Source organism: Methylobacterium sp. D54C, assembly GCF_053345595.1.
This window is the reverse complement of the sequence record NZ_JBKFAK010000024.1, coordinates 1-14,436: the sequence shown is the minus strand read 5'-3', so window position 1 is coordinate 14,436 and position 14,436 is coordinate 1. Positions and strand designations below refer to the sequence as shown.

The following is a 14,436-nucleotide window of genomic DNA, read 5'->3' as shown; positions in this document are numbered from 1 at the left end:
AAACCTCAGATGCGCCGCGCGCCCCGCCCCTCGACCTCAGCCGTTCACGCGCTCGACGCTGTTGACCGGGCGCTTGCCGCGCAGTTCGGCGATGATCGCGTTGAGATGCTGGAGATCCCAGACCGACAGGTCGATGGTGATGTCGGTGAAGTCCTGGGTTCGCCGCTTCATCGAGATGTTGTCGATGTTGCCGTCGTGGTCGGCGATCACCTGGGCGATCTGGGCGAACACCCCGGGCTCGTTGATCGACTTGAGCGCCAGCCGGGCGGGGAAGCGCTCGCCGCCGAGCGCCTCCGTGTCCCAGCGGACGTCGAGCCAGCGCTCCGGCTCGTTGTCGAAGGCCGCGAGTGCCGCCGACTGGATCGGGTAGACCGTCACGCCGACGCCGGGGGTCAGGATGCCGACGATCCGGTCGCCCGGGACCGCGCCGCCGTTCGGCGCGAAGGTGACCGGCAGGTCGCCCGCGAGGCCGCGGATCGGGATGGCATCGCTGCGATCCGCGTCCTCCCCCTCCTTGCCGCCTTCCTTGCCGCCCTCGGCGCCCGGGAAGGTCAGCCGCATGGTCTGGTCGGAGGAGCGCACGAGCCGGCCGGCGCCGCTGGCGGCGCCCTGCGCGGCGGAGGGCCGGCGCTCGTCGCGATGGTCGGGATAGACGGCGCGGACGACGTCGCCCGAGAACATCTCGCCCCGCCCCACGGCGGCGAACACGTCCTCGGTCGTCGCGCGGGCGAGCCGCGGCAGGGCGCCCCGGAGCTTGTCCTCCGAGAAGGTCTTGGCGGCGCGCTCGAAGGCCCGGTCCAGGATCTGCCGTCCGAGGCCGGCATATTGCCGCCGCACGGCGGTGCGGGTCGCCCGCCGGATCGCCGCGCGGGCCTTGCCGGTCACCACGAGGGATTCCCAGGCCGCCGGGGGCGAGGCCCCGTCGGAGCGGCTGATCTCGACCTCGTCGCCGTTGGCGAGTTCGTGCAGCAGCGGCGCCATCCGGCCGTTGATCTTGGCGCCCACCGCGGTGTTGCCGACGTCGGTGTGGACCGCGTAGGCGAAGTCGATCGGCGTCGCGCCGCGCGGCAGGGCGATCAGCCGGCCCTTCGGGGTGAAGCAGAACACCTGGTCCTGGAACAGCTCCAGCTTGGTGTGCTCCAGGAACTCCTCGGGGCTGTCGCCCTCGGCGAGGAGCTCGATGGTCCGGCGCAGCCACTGGTAGGCGCCGCTCTCCGCGGCGAGCCGCGGATGCACGCTGCCCTCGGCGCGGGCCGGGTCCTTCACCAGCTCGGTGCCGATCTCCTTGTAGTGGGCATGCGCGGCGATGCCGTACTCGGCGATGTCGTCCATGGCGCGGGTGCGGATCTGCAGCTCGACGCGCTGGCTCTTCGGCCCGATCACCGTGGTGTGGATCGAGCGGTAATCGTTCTGCTTCGGGGTCGAGACGTAGTCCTTGTACCGGCCTGGAACCATCGGCCAGCTGGTGTGGACGATGCCGAGCGCCGCGTAGCAATCCTGCACGGTGTCGACGACCACGCGGAAGCCGAAGATGTCGGAGAGCTGCTCGAAGGCGACGGACTTGCGCTCCATCTTCGACCAGATCGAGAACGGGCGCTTCTGCCGGCCGCTGACCTCGGCGGTGATCCCCTGCGCGCCGAGCTTCTCGGTGAGCACCTGCGCGATGGTCTCGACGACGGTCTCGGACTTGGCGGAGAGCCGCGTCAGGCGCTGGGTGATGGTGGCGTAGACCTCCGGCTCCAGGTTGCGGAAGGCCAGATCCTCCAGCTCCTCGCGCAGCTCCTGCATGCCCATGCGGCCGGCGAGCGGCGCGTAGATGTCCAGGGTCTCCTGCGCGATGCGGCGACGCTTGTCGTCGCGCATGTGCTGGAGAGTCCGCATGTTGTGCAGGCGGTCGGCGAGCTTGACCAGCAGCACCCGGACATCCGCCGCGACCGCGAGCAGCAGCTTGCGGAAGTTCTCGCCCTGCGCGGCCTGCTTGGAGACGAGGTCGAGGCGCTTGAGCTTGGTCAGGCCGTCGACCAGGGCGCCGATCTCCGGCCCGAACAGCCGGCGGATCTCCTCGAGCGTCGCCTCGGTGTCCTCGACGGTGTCGTGCAGCACCGCGGCCACGATGGTGGCGTCGTCGAGGTGGAGGTCCGTGAGGATCGCCGCCACCTCGAGGGGGTGGGCGAAGAACGGATCGCCCGAGGCGCGCTTCTGCGTGCCGTGCGCCTGCATGGCGTACACGTAGGCGCGGTTGAGCAGCGCCTCGTCGGCGGCCGGGTTGTAGCGCTTGACCCGCTCGACGAGCTCGTACTGGCGCATCATCCGCCGGGACGGGGCCGGCGCGTCCGGGGGCGTGCGCGGGGTCTGGATCACGCGCGATTGTTCCGCAACCGCCGGGACGGCGCCAGCCCCCGGCGGCGGGGCCGCGCCGGATGCCGGCGGGCCGGCCACGGAACGAGAGAACCCGGCGTCTCCGCCGGGTCCGGTCTCTGTCAGGTCGCGCCCATCCAGGCCCACGTGTCCAGGCTCACTCGCCCTCGTCGTCGGTCTCGACCGGCGGGGCGAGGTTCTCGAGGCCGCGCAGCAGGTCCTCCTCGCTCATGCGGTCGAACTGGACCGCCGCGTCGTCGCTGGAGGATTGCGGCGCCACCGCGGCGGCGGCCGGCGAGCTCGACAGCAGCGGCACGGTCTCGGCCTCGGGCTCGTCCACCTCGACGTACTTCTGCATCGAGTGGATCAGCTGCTCCTTGAGGTCGTCGGCCGTGATGGTCTCGTCGCCGATCTCGCGCAGGGCCACGACCGGGTTCTTGTCGCGGTCGCGGTCGATGGTCAGCGGGGCGCCGGCGGCCAGGAGGCGGGCCCGGTGGCTCGCCAGCAGCACCAGCTCGAAGCGGTTCTCGACCTTCTCGATGCAGTCTTCGACGGTGACGCGCGCCATGCGGGGCGGCTCCTTGGGCTTGAGCGACGGGTGATGTCGGGTATGGCGCCACTCTACACCGGATGCCGTTGTGCAACAAGCACAGCGGGTTGCGCGGGGCGCGCGTCCGGCGCGAACCCGGCGCGCGTCCGGCGAGCGTGCCGGTCCGGTCGGGCCGGACGCCGAGGGGCCAGACGCCGAGGGGCCGGAGGATCGCGTCGCTGCGGCATCATGGTGCGGCGCATTGTTGACACCCAGCGCCGCGGGTGCGAGTGCGCGCGCCATTCCAGAGTTTCGGCCGACACGGGCGGCGTTCGCGCGCCGCGCGGCGCCGGCGACCAGGACGCAACATGCGCGCACTCATCTTTCCGGGCCAGGGCAGCCAGGCGGTCGGCATGGCGCGGGACCTCGCCGAGGCCTTCCCGCAGGCCCGGGCCGTGCTCGACGAGGTCGACGCCGCCCTAGGCGAGAACCTGTCGCGGCTGATGTTCGAGGGGCCGGTCGAGGCGCTGACCCTCACGACCAACGCCCAGCCGGCTCTGATGGCGGCGAGCCTCGCGGTGCTGCGCGTGCTGGAGGCCGAGCGCGGCCTCGACCTCGGGCGCGACGTCGCCTGCGTGGCCGGCCACTCGCTCGGCGAGTACGCCGCGCTCGCGGCCGCGGGCAGCCTCACCGTCGCGGACGCCGCCAGGCTGCTGCGCCTGCGCGGCGAGGCCATGCAGGCGGCCGTCGCGCCGGGCGCCGGCGCCATGGCGGCGCTGATCGGCACCGATCTCGAGGCTGCCCGGTCCGTCGCCGAGGCGGCCGCCGATGAGGCCGGCGACGGCGCGGTCTGCGACGTCGCCAACGACAACGGCGGCGGCCAGGTGGTGCTCTCTGGCGACCGCGCGGCCGTGGAGCGCGCTGTCGGCATCGCCACCGGCCGCGGGATCAAGCGCGCCGTGATGCTCAACGTCTCGGCGCCGTTCCACTGCCGCCTGATGGCCCCGGCCGCCGAGGCCATGGCCCGGGCGCTCGCCGAGGTCGCGCTGGCGGCCCCGCGCGTCACCCTCTACGCCAACGTCGCGGCCGCCCCGGTCACCGATCCGGAGGCGATCCGCGCGGCCCTGGTCGAGCAGGTCACCGGCACCGTGCGCTGGCGCGAGAGCGTCGCCGCCATGGCGGCCTCCGGCGTCGACCGGTTCTACGAGCTCGGCGCCGGGAAGGTGCTGACCGGCCTCGTCAAGCGCGTCGCCCCCCAGGCGAGCGCCGCCGCAATCGGCACCCCCGCCGACGTCGCCGCCTTCGCGCTCTGACCCGCGCGCTCTGATCCGACGGAGTCCCGCATGTTCGATCTAACCGGCCGCAAGGCCCTCGTCACCGGCGCGACCGGCGGCCTCGGCCAGGCGATCGCCCGGGCCCTGCACGCGCAGGGCGCCACCGTGGCGCTCTCGGGCACGCGGCCCGCGGCCCTGGAGGCGCTCGCCGCCGAGCTCGGCGAGCGCGCCAGCCCCGTCGCGGCCGACCTGTCCGACAGGGACTCGGTCGAGGGCCTCGTCCCGGCCGCCGAGGCCGCGATCGGCCCGCTCGACATCCTCGTGAACAATGCCGGCATCACCCGCGACAACCTCTTCATGCGGATGAAGGACGAGGAGTGGGAGCAGGTGATCGCCGTCAACCTCACCGCCGCCTTCCGCCTGTCGCGGGCCGCCGTGAAGGGCATGATGCGCCGCCGCTCCGGGCGGATCGTCAACATCGGCTCGGTGGTCGGCAGCACCGGCAATCCCGGCCAGGGCAACTACGCCGCCGCCAAGGCGGGGCTCGTCGGCATGACCAAGGCGCTCGCCGCCGAGGTCGCCTCGCGGGGAATCACCGTCAACTGCATCGCGCCGGGCTTCATCAGCTCGCCCATGACCGACGCCCTCAACGAGAAGCAGCGCGAGGGCATCCTCGCCCGCGTGCCCGCCGGGCGGCTCGGCGAGGGGTCGGAGGTCGCGGCGGCCTGCCTCTACCTCGCCTCCGCGGAGGCGGGCTACGTCACCGGCCACACGCTGCACGTGAATGGCGGGATGGCCATGTACTAGAGCGCGTATACCGGTTCCCGGCCGGCGGGAACGGCGCGCGAATCACCCCCGCCGACACGCAAGTGCCACACCCATGAAGGCTTTCTGAACGGGCCCTCGCCAGGGCTGGAACCCTGTGCTACCACGCCCCGCAGCCGTACAGGGGGTTGACGGTTCAGCGGGTTTTCAGTCCAAGGCCCTCCGGCGGGGGCGTCCCGGCTCACGCGCCGGTTCACCTCAGAAGCACGCGCGATCGGACACCGGCCCGTCACAACAAGCCCGCAGGGGCGCGACGCGGCCACGGCACCACCCCGAGAAGACTGACAGACCAGAAGGACGAGGACGGAAGACCGATGAGCGATATCGCTGAGCGCGTGAAGAAGATCGTCGTCGAGCACCTGGGCGTGGAGCCCGAGAAGGTGGTCGAGAGCGCCAACTTCATCGACGACCTCGGTGCCGACAGCCTCGACACCGTCGAGCTGGTCATGGCCTTCGAGGAGGAATTCAACGTCGAGATCCCGGACGACGCTGCCGAGACGATCCAGACGGTCGGCGACGCCGTGAAGTTCCTGGAGAAGAACTCCGCCGCCTAAAGGCGCCGGGGACCGGGGTTACCGCGGCGCGGGTGAGGCGAAACAGCCCCCGCGCCGTTATGCGTTTCAAGGCTCGGCGTGGTGACGGGTCCCGCAGGGACCGATTCTGCCTCCGAGCGAGTTAGGACGATGCGCGACCGCGGCGGTACAGGCGGGGCGGCGCCTCAAGACGGGACAGGGCACATGCGGCGGGTGGTGGTCACGGGTCTGGGGATGGTCACGCCGCTGGGCAGCGGGGTGGAGCACACCTGGAGCCGGCTGATCGCGGGCGACAGCGGCGCCGGCCCGATCCGCGGCTTCGAATCCGCCGACCTGCCCTGCCGGATCGCCGCGCAGGTCCCGTTCGGCGACGGCACCGACGGCACCTTCAACCCCGACCTCGTGATGGAGGTGAAGGAGCAGCGCAAGGTCGACCCGTTCATCGTCTACGCGATGGCGGCGGCCGACGAGGCGCTGAAGGATGCCGGCTGGCTTCCTAAGAGCCACGAGGACCAGTGCGCCACCGGCGTGCTGATCGGCTCCGGCATCGGCGGCATCGGCGGCATCTACGACGCCTCCGTGACCCTGCACGAGAAGGGCCCGCGCCGGATCTCGCCGTTCTTCATCCCGGGCCGGATCATCAACCTCGCCTCCGGCCAGGTCTCGATCGCGTACGGCCTCAAGGGACCGAACAACGCCGTGGTGACGGCCTGCTCCACGGGCGCCCACGCCATCGGCGACGCGAGCCGCCTGATCGCGCTCGGCGACGCCGACGTGATGGTGGCGGGCGGCGCCGAGTCGCCGGTGAACCGCCTGTCGATCGCGGGCTTCTCCGCCTGCCGGGCGCTGACCACGGGCTTCAACGACACGCCCGAGAAGGCGTCGCGTCCCTACGACCGCGACCGCGACGGCTTCCTCATGGGCGAGGGTGCCGGCATCGTGGTGCTGGAGGAATACGAGCACGCCAAGGCCCGCGGCGCGAAGATCTACGCCGAGGTGGTGGGCTACGGCCTCTCGGGCGACGCCTACCACATCACCTCCCCCTCCCCGGACGGCGACGGCGCCTTCCGCTGCATGACCGCCGCGGTGAAGCGCGCCGGGATCTCGCCGTCCGAGATCGGCTACATCAACGCTCACGGCACCTCGACGCCCATGGGCGACGAGCTGGAGCTGAAGGCCGTGGAGCGCCTCCTGGGCGACGCCGCCGCGAACGCGACCATGTCGTCCACCAAGAGCTCGGTCGGCCACCTGCTGGGCGCCGCCGGCTCGGTCGAGGCGATCTTCTCCATCCTCGTCCTGCGCGACAACGTCATCCCGCCGACGCTCAACCTCGACAACCCCTCCGTCCAGACCAAGATCGACCTCGTGCCGTTCGAGGCGAAGCGGAAGCAGGTCGACGTGGTGCTGTCGAACTCGTTCGGGTTCGGCGGGACGAATGCGTCGCTGGTGATGCGGCGGGTCGCGTAGGCGCGTCGCCGTCTCGCTCCGCTTCGCGGCCCGGGTCTTCCGCAGGATTTGACCGCGCGCCGCCCCGACCCCGTGTCCGGCTACCCCGGCACCCGCCCCTTCGGCGTGATCCTGTCCACCGTGCGCGGCCGAGCGCACGGGCGAGCCGGTCCGGGGCCACCGGGCGGTAGGTGCCGCGGCCGATCAAGGGCTCGATCACGTCGCCGAGGCCGCCCGGGCGGAACCGGTCGATCAGCCCGTCGAGGCCGCCGACGGACAGCACCATCAATCGCCTGAGCCAGAGCGCGCGCCGGTTTCCGGATCCACGAACGCTTGCAAACCCGAGGCCGGCACATATCCTCCCACCATGGTGTTGGCTCGTGCCTATCAGTTCCGCCACGACGACCCGCGATCGGACCTTCGGGATCTGGATCGCGTCGCGCTGACGGTCGCCGTGGTCAGCGACGACGGCGACGCGCTCCCACCCGGCACGGAGGGCACCATCGTCAGCGTCTATCGCGACGGGGAGGCCTACGTCGTCGAGTTTCCCAATCCGCTCGGCGCCCTGGCGACGGTTCGGCCCGGCGACCTGAAGCGCATCGAACGCGCGCCGATGTGACGACTGACGTCGCGGCCGTTGCCTGGACCGTCGAGCGGTCCAAGATCGTCGGCTATCTGCTCAATCCCGCACACACGGACGGCGCCTCCAAGACAAAATATCTTCTCGCGTTCGGCTACACGGTCAATGCACCCGAGCGGCTGGCCGACGATCTGGTGAGCCACGCCGTCGCCCACTGGCCCGGGCGCCGGATACTGCCCCCGATCGGGCAACCGCGCCTGATCTTCGAAGGACCCGTGAGAGCGCCGGACGGCCGCTCCATGTCGCTACGCGGCGTGTGGGAGGAGACCGCGCCCGTGCAACTGCGCTTCCTCACGGCCTATCCGTGGAAGCCCTGAAGGCGCGCTACCACCCCCGCCGCTCGGCCTCCCCCGGCACCCGCCCCTGCGGGGTGAGCGCGTGCACCACCTCCGGCAGCGCCTGGGCGAGCTGCGACAGCAGCGTCTCGCGGTCCATCCCGGTCTGCTGCTGGAGGGTGTCCACCGTGTCGGGGCCGAGCGCCCGGGCGAGCTGGTCCGGGGCCACCGGGCGGTTGGTGCCGTGGCCGATCCAGGATTCCATCACGTCGCCGAGGCCGCCCTGGCGGAAGCGGTCGACCAGCCCGTCGAGGCCGCCGAGATCCCCCTGCCCGTCCGGGGCGGCGCGGCTCGGCGGCGGGGCGTCGCCGGGGCCGTCGAGCATGCCGGAAAGGTCCGAGAAGTCGCCGGGCGGCAGGGACGGGTCCGACGGGCCGCCCGGGCCGCCGTCGCGGCGGCCGCCGTACTGGTCCCAGCCGCCGATATCGCCGCCCTCTTCCGGAGGACGGCGCCCGCCGGCATCGGCGGGGTGCTGGCCGGGATCGCGCCCGTAGGGTCCGGCGCCGCCGGAGCGGTCGGCCTCGGGGCCGGGCTCGCCCTGGCGCCCGCGGCCGAAGATGTCGCCGAAGCCGCCGCTGGCGCCCTTGGCCAGCAGGAGCATCAGGAGTGCCTTGACCAGGGGCGACATGCCCCCGGCCCCCTGCTTCTGCCCGCCGAACACCTGACCGAGCACGCCGCCGATCGCCGATTCGAGCAGTCCCATGCGCGTCTCCCCCCGTAGGCCCGGGCCGGACGGGCCCGGGCGAACAACATTCCGGGGCGGGCGGGGGTTGCCTCGCTCAGCGGGCCGGTGTCGCGAGCGCCGCCTGCGCGGTGCCGCCACCGGTCGTGGCGTCGGCGGGCTCGACCAGCGGCACCGTCGCGGCCGAGAGGATCAGTCCGGCCAGGAACAGGCCGGTGGCGGCGGCGCCGGCGCGGGGGCGCGGCAGGCGAACGGCGCGGCGTCGCGCGGGATGGGGACGGTCGACGGTCCTGGGCATCGCGGCCTCTCCGGGTTCGGGGCGGGCCCTGGGGCCCTTTCTGCCGGAAAAACGCCGTCGGGGGGCGGAGAGGTTCCCGCGCCGTCAGGTCCGGCCGGCGAGGCGGCGTCCCAGCGCCCCGAGCAGGCAGGCCGCGCAGTAGACCGGCAGCATCAGGGCCGCGCCGTCGAGCCACAGGCCGGGCAGCCCGGGCACGAACCCGGCGATCGCCGCCGCGGCCACGAACCCCGCGACCACGCAGAGCCCCAGCGAGGCGGCGAGGCGGTCCGGCCAGCCGACCAGCGCGCCGACCACGAGGCCGAGCGCGGCCGCCCCGGCGAGCCCGGGCCAGAATCCGGCGAGCAGCAGCGTCACGGCCGTTCGGCCTCCCTGCGGGCGCGATGGTGGCGCGCGGCCGGGCGCGCGGATGGGCGCGGCCCGGCTGGCGGACGCGCGGCGGAGCGGATCTCCCTCACGGCAGCAGCGCGAAGACGACGGGGCCGGCCGGCCCGTCCGGCCCGGCCGTGACCTGCTCCGGCCGGGCTCCGGCCTGGAGGAGGTACTCCACCACCGCCTGGGCGCGCAGGCGCGGCAGGTCGACCGGCGGCTCATCGGGGGCCTCGGCGGGCTTCTTCGCCGCCGCCTTGCCGGGCCCGGCCGGCTCCTTCCTGGCCGCGCCCGCCTTGCTCCGATCCTTCGTCGCGTCCTTGGCCGCGTCCTTGGCCGCGATTTTGGCCGCGTGCGTCGCGGCTTCCTTGGGCGCCGGGGCCGGCGGCGCGGGGGTGGCCGGCTTGGCGGCGTCGGCGACCCGGGTCGGCTCGGCGGTCGCGCCCTCCCCCGGTGCCGGTCCGGCGGCCGGGGTCGCGGGCGGCTTCGCCGGGTCGGCGGGGCCGGAGACCGCGACGCGCAGCGACGGGCAGGTCTTCGCCAGGGCGGCCAGCGCGTCGAGGGTCGGGTAGAAGGCGGGCGTCAGCACGGCGCCGCCCGCGGGGAAGTGCAGGTCCGCCCCCGCCAGGGCGGCGGTGAAGTCGGCGCGGCAGGTGGCGGGGTCGCGCCGCTCCGCCGCGTCCCGGGCCGTGACGCTGGCCTGACCGGTCCAGCCCGGGGGCAGCGCCTCGGCGAGCCGGTCGGGGGTGCGCGCGGCGCCCTCCCGGTAGAGGCTCTCGCCGGTGAGCGTCACGGCGCGGTCCGAGACCGCGACGGTCCCGTCCGCGAGGTTCGTCACCAGCGGGGCGGCGGCGGCCAGCGCGTCCCCGAGATCCGGCGGGGCGCCGTCGGCGAGGCGGGTGCGGTCGATGACCGGCTCCCGGAACAGGCGCGGGCGCAGGGCGGCCAGTACCCGCTCCCGGGTCGCGGCGTCCGGCAGGTGGCCGGTGAGGGTCACGGCGTCGGCGGTCCGGCGGATCGCCACCCGGTAGGGCGAGAGCGGCCGCGCCGTGAGCGCCACCCGCCCGGCCGCCACGCCGGCGGGCCGGCCCTCGCGCATCAGCGCCTCGGCGTCGGGGAGCGCCTGCCCGTCGATGGCGTCGCCGGTCACCGAGACCGCCCCGTCCCGGAACACGACCTGCCCGGACTGGATCAGCTCGGCGAGCTTGAACGCGAAGGCGATGAGGCTCTTCGGGTCGATCGCCGGGTCGAGCCCCCGGGCGGCCAGGAGCCGGTCCTCCACGGTACCGCCCGCGGCGGCCTCGGTGGCGGCGCGCAGGGCGGCCTCGCGGTCGGCCGCCGAGGGGGCGAAGCCGTCGAGGACGATGCCCCGGCCCGATTTCTCCACGGCGAACCGGTACGCGGCCACCTTCGGGGGCAGGATCTCGACCCGCCCGACGCTGAACCCCTCCGGCGGGTCCGACAGGGCGGCCCGCAGGGCCTCGTAGGCCGGCACGTCGAGGGCCTCGCCCGACAGGCTGAGCACGGTGTCGCTGAGCGCCGCCCGCCCGCCCTTGGCGAGACCGGAGAGCCGGGCCGCCAGGAACGCGGCCGCGCCGGCGAAATCCGGCGGCGCGCCCCGGGCGGCCCGGGCGGTGTCGTCGAGGCCGGTGCCGGGATCGAGGGCGCTGGCGATCCGCGCCTCCAGGGCCCGCCGGCCGATCTCCACCGGGCGGCTGCCTTCGAGGGCGATCCGGTTCTGACCCGTGCGGATCGCCGCCCACTGGAAGGGCGCGGCGGTCTCCACGATGCCGAGTTCGGAGACGATGCGGCGCGGGCCGTCGAGGGCCGCGAGGCGGGACAGCACGGTGGCGCGCTCGGCGACGTCCGGCGCCTCGCCGGCGGCCACGAGGTCGCGCCCGACGGCCTCCAGGCGCAGCCACGGCTCGCCGGTGGCGGTGGCCGTGCCGGCGGCGATCGCCGCGCCCTCCGCCGCGAGGCCGTCGGCGATCCGCGGGGCGGCGTAGAGGGTCGCGCTCGCCCAGATCAGCGCGAGGGCCGGAAGGCCGGCGAGCCAGCCGGCGCCGCGCAGGCCTTGGGCGAGAGTTTCGGGCAACGGCACGGTCGCAGGTTCGGGCGCGGGTCGGGACGTGGGGGCAGGCGGATCCGGTGCCGAGAGCACACCGTCTTTCCGGCAGCATGAAGGCCGGCGGCCTCCTTTCTCCCACGGGTCAGCGCCGCGCCGCGTCCCCGCGCCGCCGGAACCGGCCGGACGCCCTCCGGTTTCCGAGCCAGACCCCGTCCCCGCTGAGGAGCGTGCCATGCGATCCATCCTCGCCGCCGCCCTCCTGCCGGCGATCGCCGTCCCGGCCGGGGCCCAGAGCCTGTCGGCATCGCTGGAGCCGATCACCCCTGTCGCCAATCCGGGCCAGCTGAGCCTCGGCGGCAGTTCCACCACCGGGCCGTTCCCGACCGTCTCGGCGCAGACCGGCGGCCTCGTGAATGCCGGCCAGCTGAGCTTCGGCGGGGGCGGCGGCGGTGGCGGCGGCCGCATCGGCGCGTCGGGCGGCCTCTCGGCCGGGACGACGCTCGGCGCCACGACCGCCGGTTCGGGCGGGGCGGGCCAGCTCGGTGGCCTGGGATCCACCGCGACCGGCGGTGCCGGCGTCACCGGCACGACCCTCGGGACCGGCGGGACGATCGGCGCCACCGGTGCCCGCAGCGGCCTCAGCGGCGCGTCCCGCACGGGCCTGGGCTCGACCGCGGGGAGCCTCCTGACACCGACCCTCGGAACGGGCGGTCTCGGGGGTGGGTCGGGCCTGTCCCCCGGCCTGGGCACCGGGCTCTCGGGAGCCGGCCTCGGCGCAGGTGTCGGCGCAGGTGTCGGCGCAGGTGCCGGCGCAGGCGTTGGAGTAGGTGTCGGCACGCGCCTCAACGCTGCCGGAAGCCTCGGCTCCTCGCTCGCGACCGGCTCGTCCGGCGTCGCGTCGGCCGGTCTCGGCAGCGGCGTGGCCGCGTCGGGCATCGGCGCGACGGGCGCCACCCTGTCCCCCGGCGGTCTGTTCGGGCTGTTCGGACTGTTCGGGCTCGGGACCGGAACGGCCGCGAGCGGGGCCACGGCCGCGACGGTTTCCGGGACGGGCGGCGCCGGCACGGGCGGCGCCGGGATCGCCGGGACGCCCGGGCTGCCCGCGGACGATCCCGCCCAGGCGGCCCGCACCCTGCCGACCGGCGGCGGGGCGATCGGCGGTGCCGGGATCGGCGGCGCTGCGGCCGCGACGGTCCGGACCGGCGACACCTGCGGCGGGCCCTTCGCCGAAGCCTGCCTCGGCCAGGAGTTCTGAGCGGCCTCAGGGGCCGGAACCGCGCCGAACCGCTGCCGTTCCTTCTGTGCCGGCACCTCGGCCGGGACAGGAGACAGAGATGAACGTCATGCTGGGCCGCGTCTCGCTCGCGGCCGCTCTCGTGATCGGCGTCTCGGGCGCTGCCCTGGCGCGCGATGCCGGGCCGAAGGCCCACGGCGCCAAGGGCACGGCCGGCCTGCACGGGATCGGCTTCAACGAGCCGAAATTCCGCTCGGACCTGCGCACCGGCAAGGAGCAGCCCTATACGTGGCCGGTGAGCGACCGCTATCGCCCGGTCTCGCAGCCCTTCTACGGTCGGGCCTACTGAGCCGCCCGGCGCACGCTCCGCCGAATGGATGAGTGGCGGCGCCCTGCTCCGCCGCGCACAACCGGGGCCGGCCCCGTTCCGTCATCGGAGCGGGCGCCGATCCGGCGATGGCCCAGAGGCACGGGGTCCGTGGCGTGCCGGCTCCCGAGGCAGGAGAGTGTGATGCATCCGCTGAACCGGCGCGTCGTCGCGATCCCGGCCGTCGCGCTTCTGGTCGTCGCGCCCCTGCCGGGGCGCGCGGGCGAGTTCGCGCAGGTCCCGCCGGTGCCGGGCATGGCCCTGACCCTGCCCGATCCCGGCATGGCCAACGGGGCGCCCGCGCCCGCTCCGACGGCGGCACCGACCCCCGCCGCGGCCGCGGAGCCGCCCGCTCCGGTCAGGGCGGCCTCCGTTCCGGCGGTCGAGCGCCGGTTCCGGGGCCTGGGCAGCGGGCTCTCGTCGATCGACGGGCAGCTCCCGAACCAGCGCACCGGCCAGCGTCACCAGCACGTGGTCCGCGACATCTGCATCGGCTGCTGATCCGATCCGCCTCCGGCGCGGCGCCGGTTAGTGCGGCGCCCGCGCTCGGGAATTCGCCTGGATCCAGCGCGGCGAGAGGATGTCGCCGGCCTCGGTGATGATCCAGGGCTGGGCCTCTCCGGATTCCATCGCCGCGATCGCGACGGCGAGGGCCTCGCGCAGGGTCGCGAACGGCCGCCCCTCCGCGGCGCGGGCCGGTGTGCCCTTGGGCCAGATGGTCAGTTCGGCTCGTCTGTCGAGGTCGGAGGGCGTCATCGGCGCTCTCGTGGTGCTTCGCAGGGTGCTTCGGCGGGATGTGGGCGTTCTACCGTGCCTGTGTGCGTGCCTGTGTGACGCGGATCTGGCGCCGCGGTCTCCGATTCGCGCCACGGGCCGCGACGCCAGCAACGCGCGCGCTCGCCCGGCGGTTTCGATCGGTCCGGGGGCGCGCGCGAAAAACAAATCACCCGCTCCTCAAGTTTGATTTGAGAACGCGTCGGTGGAAGTTTAGTTCATTTGCATCGAATGCATGCCGCTCGGGATCGACGCCTGAATTCACGGCTGAGAATTCCCAGGAAACACTGCAATACCGTGCCGCCATGGCGATATGGTGCAATGCGATAAATGCATGCCGCGACGCACAAATCCGTGGTCTCATGCGCTGGTCGATCGCATCCCGCGGTCGACACCGCGATCGAACCGGAGACGCACCATGCGCACGATCCTCATCCTCGCGTCGGCCGCGCTCACCTCGGCGGCCTTCACGGGCCTCGCCGCCGCCGACGACCGCCTGCACCTGACGCCGCCGCTCTATCGCGATCAGGCCCGGCCCGCCCAGCAGATCCGCGCGATCCACGATCTGACCACCACGCCCTGTCGGGCGACACGGCAAACTGACCCCCTGACGCCATGAGGACCTGACCCCCTCGAAGAGCGAGGAGGTCGAGATGATCAGGAACGAAGATCAGGCTCTTGAGCGGACGGACGATCCGCGGAGGGCC

The 14,436-nt window shown here is 73.9% G+C and carries 17 protein-coding genes; 10 read left to right on the top strand and 7 right to left on the bottom strand.

Annotation, left to right across the window (positions count from 1 at the left end; all coding sequences use genetic code 11):
• Positions 1 to 36: 36 nt before the first annotated feature.
• Together ACLBYB_RS27410 and rpoZ are read right to left on the bottom strand one after the other, a co-directional pair.
• Entirely contained in the window at positions 37 to 2,310 is a 2,274-nt protein-coding gene (locus tag ACLBYB_RS27410) for a RelA/SpoT family protein (RefSeq protein ID WP_091682570.1), read from the bottom strand.
• 205 nt (positions 2,311 to 2,515) lie between these two features.
• Positions 2,516 to 2,926: a DNA-directed RNA polymerase subunit omega gene (rpoZ, locus tag ACLBYB_RS27405; RefSeq protein ID WP_010685409.1), complete on the bottom strand. Its 411-nt coding sequence runs from the start codon at positions 2,924 to 2,926 to the stop codon at positions 2,516 to 2,518.
• 329 nt (positions 2,927 to 3,255) lie between these two features.
• Between rpoZ and fabD the strand changes: the two genes are divergently transcribed.
• From fabD to ACLBYB_RS27375, 6 genes are all read left to right on the top strand, one after another.
• Complete coding sequence (fabD, locus tag ACLBYB_RS27400; RefSeq protein WP_091682547.1) at positions 3,256 to 4,200, top strand: ACP S-malonyltransferase; 945 nt, start codon at positions 3,256 to 3,258, stop codon at positions 4,198 to 4,200.
• A gap of 30 nt (positions 4,201 to 4,230) precedes the next feature.
• Positions 4,231 to 4,968 (top strand): 3-oxoacyl-[acyl-carrier-protein] reductase, encoded by a 738-nt coding sequence (gene fabG, locus ACLBYB_RS27395; protein ID WP_447696861.1) that lies wholly within the window; start codon positions 4,231 to 4,233, stop codon positions 4,966 to 4,968.
• Positions 4,969 to 5,300: 332 nt separating this feature from the next.
• The gene (locus ACLBYB_RS27390) at positions 5,301 to 5,540 is read left to right on the top strand and encodes an acyl carrier protein (RefSeq protein ID WP_007559070.1); all 240 of its coding nucleotides are present in this window, start codon (positions 5,301 to 5,303) and stop codon (positions 5,538 to 5,540) included.
• A 183-nt stretch (positions 5,541 to 5,723) separates the two neighbouring features.
• A complete protein-coding gene (fabF, locus tag ACLBYB_RS27385) occupies positions 5,724 to 6,986 on the top strand; it encodes a beta-ketoacyl-ACP synthase II (RefSeq protein ID WP_447700660.1) in 1,263 nt (420 codons plus the stop codon).
• A gap of 346 nt (positions 6,987 to 7,332) precedes the next feature.
• Positions 7,333 to 7,584: a DUF4926 domain-containing protein gene (locus ACLBYB_RS27380; RefSeq protein WP_447700659.1), complete on the top strand. Its 252-nt coding sequence runs from the start codon at positions 7,333 to 7,335 to the stop codon at positions 7,582 to 7,584.
• Complete coding sequence (locus ACLBYB_RS27375) at positions 7,581 to 7,922, top strand: DUF6883 domain-containing protein (RefSeq protein WP_447700658.1); 342 nt, start codon at positions 7,581 to 7,583, stop codon at positions 7,920 to 7,922. Before ACLBYB_RS27380 ends, ACLBYB_RS27375 begins: the two co-directional genes overlap by 4 nt.
• Before the next feature lie 7 nt (positions 7,923 to 7,929).
• On the opposite strand, the gene ACLBYB_RS27370 is transcribed toward ACLBYB_RS27375, so the two are convergent.
• From ACLBYB_RS27370 to ACLBYB_RS27355, 4 genes are all read right to left on the bottom strand, one after another.
• Positions 7,930 to 8,643 carry a YidB family protein gene (locus ACLBYB_RS27370; protein WP_447700657.1) on the bottom strand — a complete coding sequence of 238 codons (714 nt, stop codon included), beginning with the start codon at positions 8,641 to 8,643 and terminating at the stop codon, positions 7,930 to 7,932.
• A gap of 76 nt (positions 8,644 to 8,719) precedes the next feature.
• The gene (locus tag ACLBYB_RS27365; RefSeq protein ID WP_020095200.1) at positions 8,720 to 8,920 is read right to left on the bottom strand and encodes a hypothetical protein; all 201 of its coding nucleotides are present in this window, start codon (positions 8,918 to 8,920) and stop codon (positions 8,720 to 8,722) included.
• Between the two features lie 84 nt (positions 8,921 to 9,004).
• The gene (locus ACLBYB_RS27360; RefSeq protein ID WP_447700656.1) at positions 9,005 to 9,274 is read right to left on the bottom strand and encodes a hypothetical protein; all 270 of its coding nucleotides are present in this window, start codon (positions 9,272 to 9,274) and stop codon (positions 9,005 to 9,007) included.
• A 97-nt stretch (positions 9,275 to 9,371) separates the two neighbouring features.
• Positions 9,372 to 11,387 (bottom strand): hypothetical protein, encoded by a 2,016-nt coding sequence (locus ACLBYB_RS27355; RefSeq protein WP_447700655.1) that lies wholly within the window; start codon positions 11,385 to 11,387, stop codon positions 9,372 to 9,374.
• Between the two features lie 199 nt (positions 11,388 to 11,586).
• Here ACLBYB_RS27355 and ACLBYB_RS27350 point away from each other — a divergent pair, with 199 nt between their 5' ends.
• From ACLBYB_RS27350 to ACLBYB_RS27340, 3 genes are all read left to right on the top strand, one after another.
• Positions 11,587 to 12,609, top strand: coding sequence for a hypothetical protein (locus ACLBYB_RS27350; RefSeq protein WP_447700654.1), 1,023 nt, complete (start codon positions 11,587 to 11,589; stop codon positions 12,607 to 12,609).
• 79 nt (positions 12,610 to 12,688) lie between these two features.
• Positions 12,689 to 12,937 carry a hypothetical protein gene (locus ACLBYB_RS27345; RefSeq protein ID WP_020095196.1) on the top strand — a complete coding sequence of 83 codons (249 nt, stop codon included), beginning with the start codon at positions 12,689 to 12,691 and terminating at the stop codon, positions 12,935 to 12,937.
• Positions 12,938 to 13,099: 162 nt separating this feature from the next.
• Positions 13,100 to 13,456, top strand: a complete 357-nt coding sequence (locus ACLBYB_RS27340; RefSeq protein ID WP_091980280.1) for a hypothetical protein — start codon at positions 13,100 to 13,102, stop codon at positions 13,454 to 13,456.
• 27 nt (positions 13,457 to 13,483) lie between these two features.
• Here the strand turns inward: ACLBYB_RS27340 and ACLBYB_RS27335 are convergent, their stop codons facing one another.
• Positions 13,484 to 13,711: a hypothetical protein gene (locus tag ACLBYB_RS27335; protein WP_091925947.1), complete on the bottom strand. Its 228-nt coding sequence runs from the start codon at positions 13,709 to 13,711 to the stop codon at positions 13,484 to 13,486.
• Between the two features lie 436 nt (positions 13,712 to 14,147).
• Here ACLBYB_RS27335 and ACLBYB_RS27330 point away from each other — a divergent pair, with 436 nt between their 5' ends.
• Positions 14,148 to 14,348: a hypothetical protein gene (locus ACLBYB_RS27330; RefSeq protein WP_447700653.1), complete on the top strand. Its 201-nt coding sequence runs from the start codon at positions 14,148 to 14,150 to the stop codon at positions 14,346 to 14,348.
• The last annotated feature ends 88 nt before the right edge of the window (positions 14,349 to 14,436 follow it).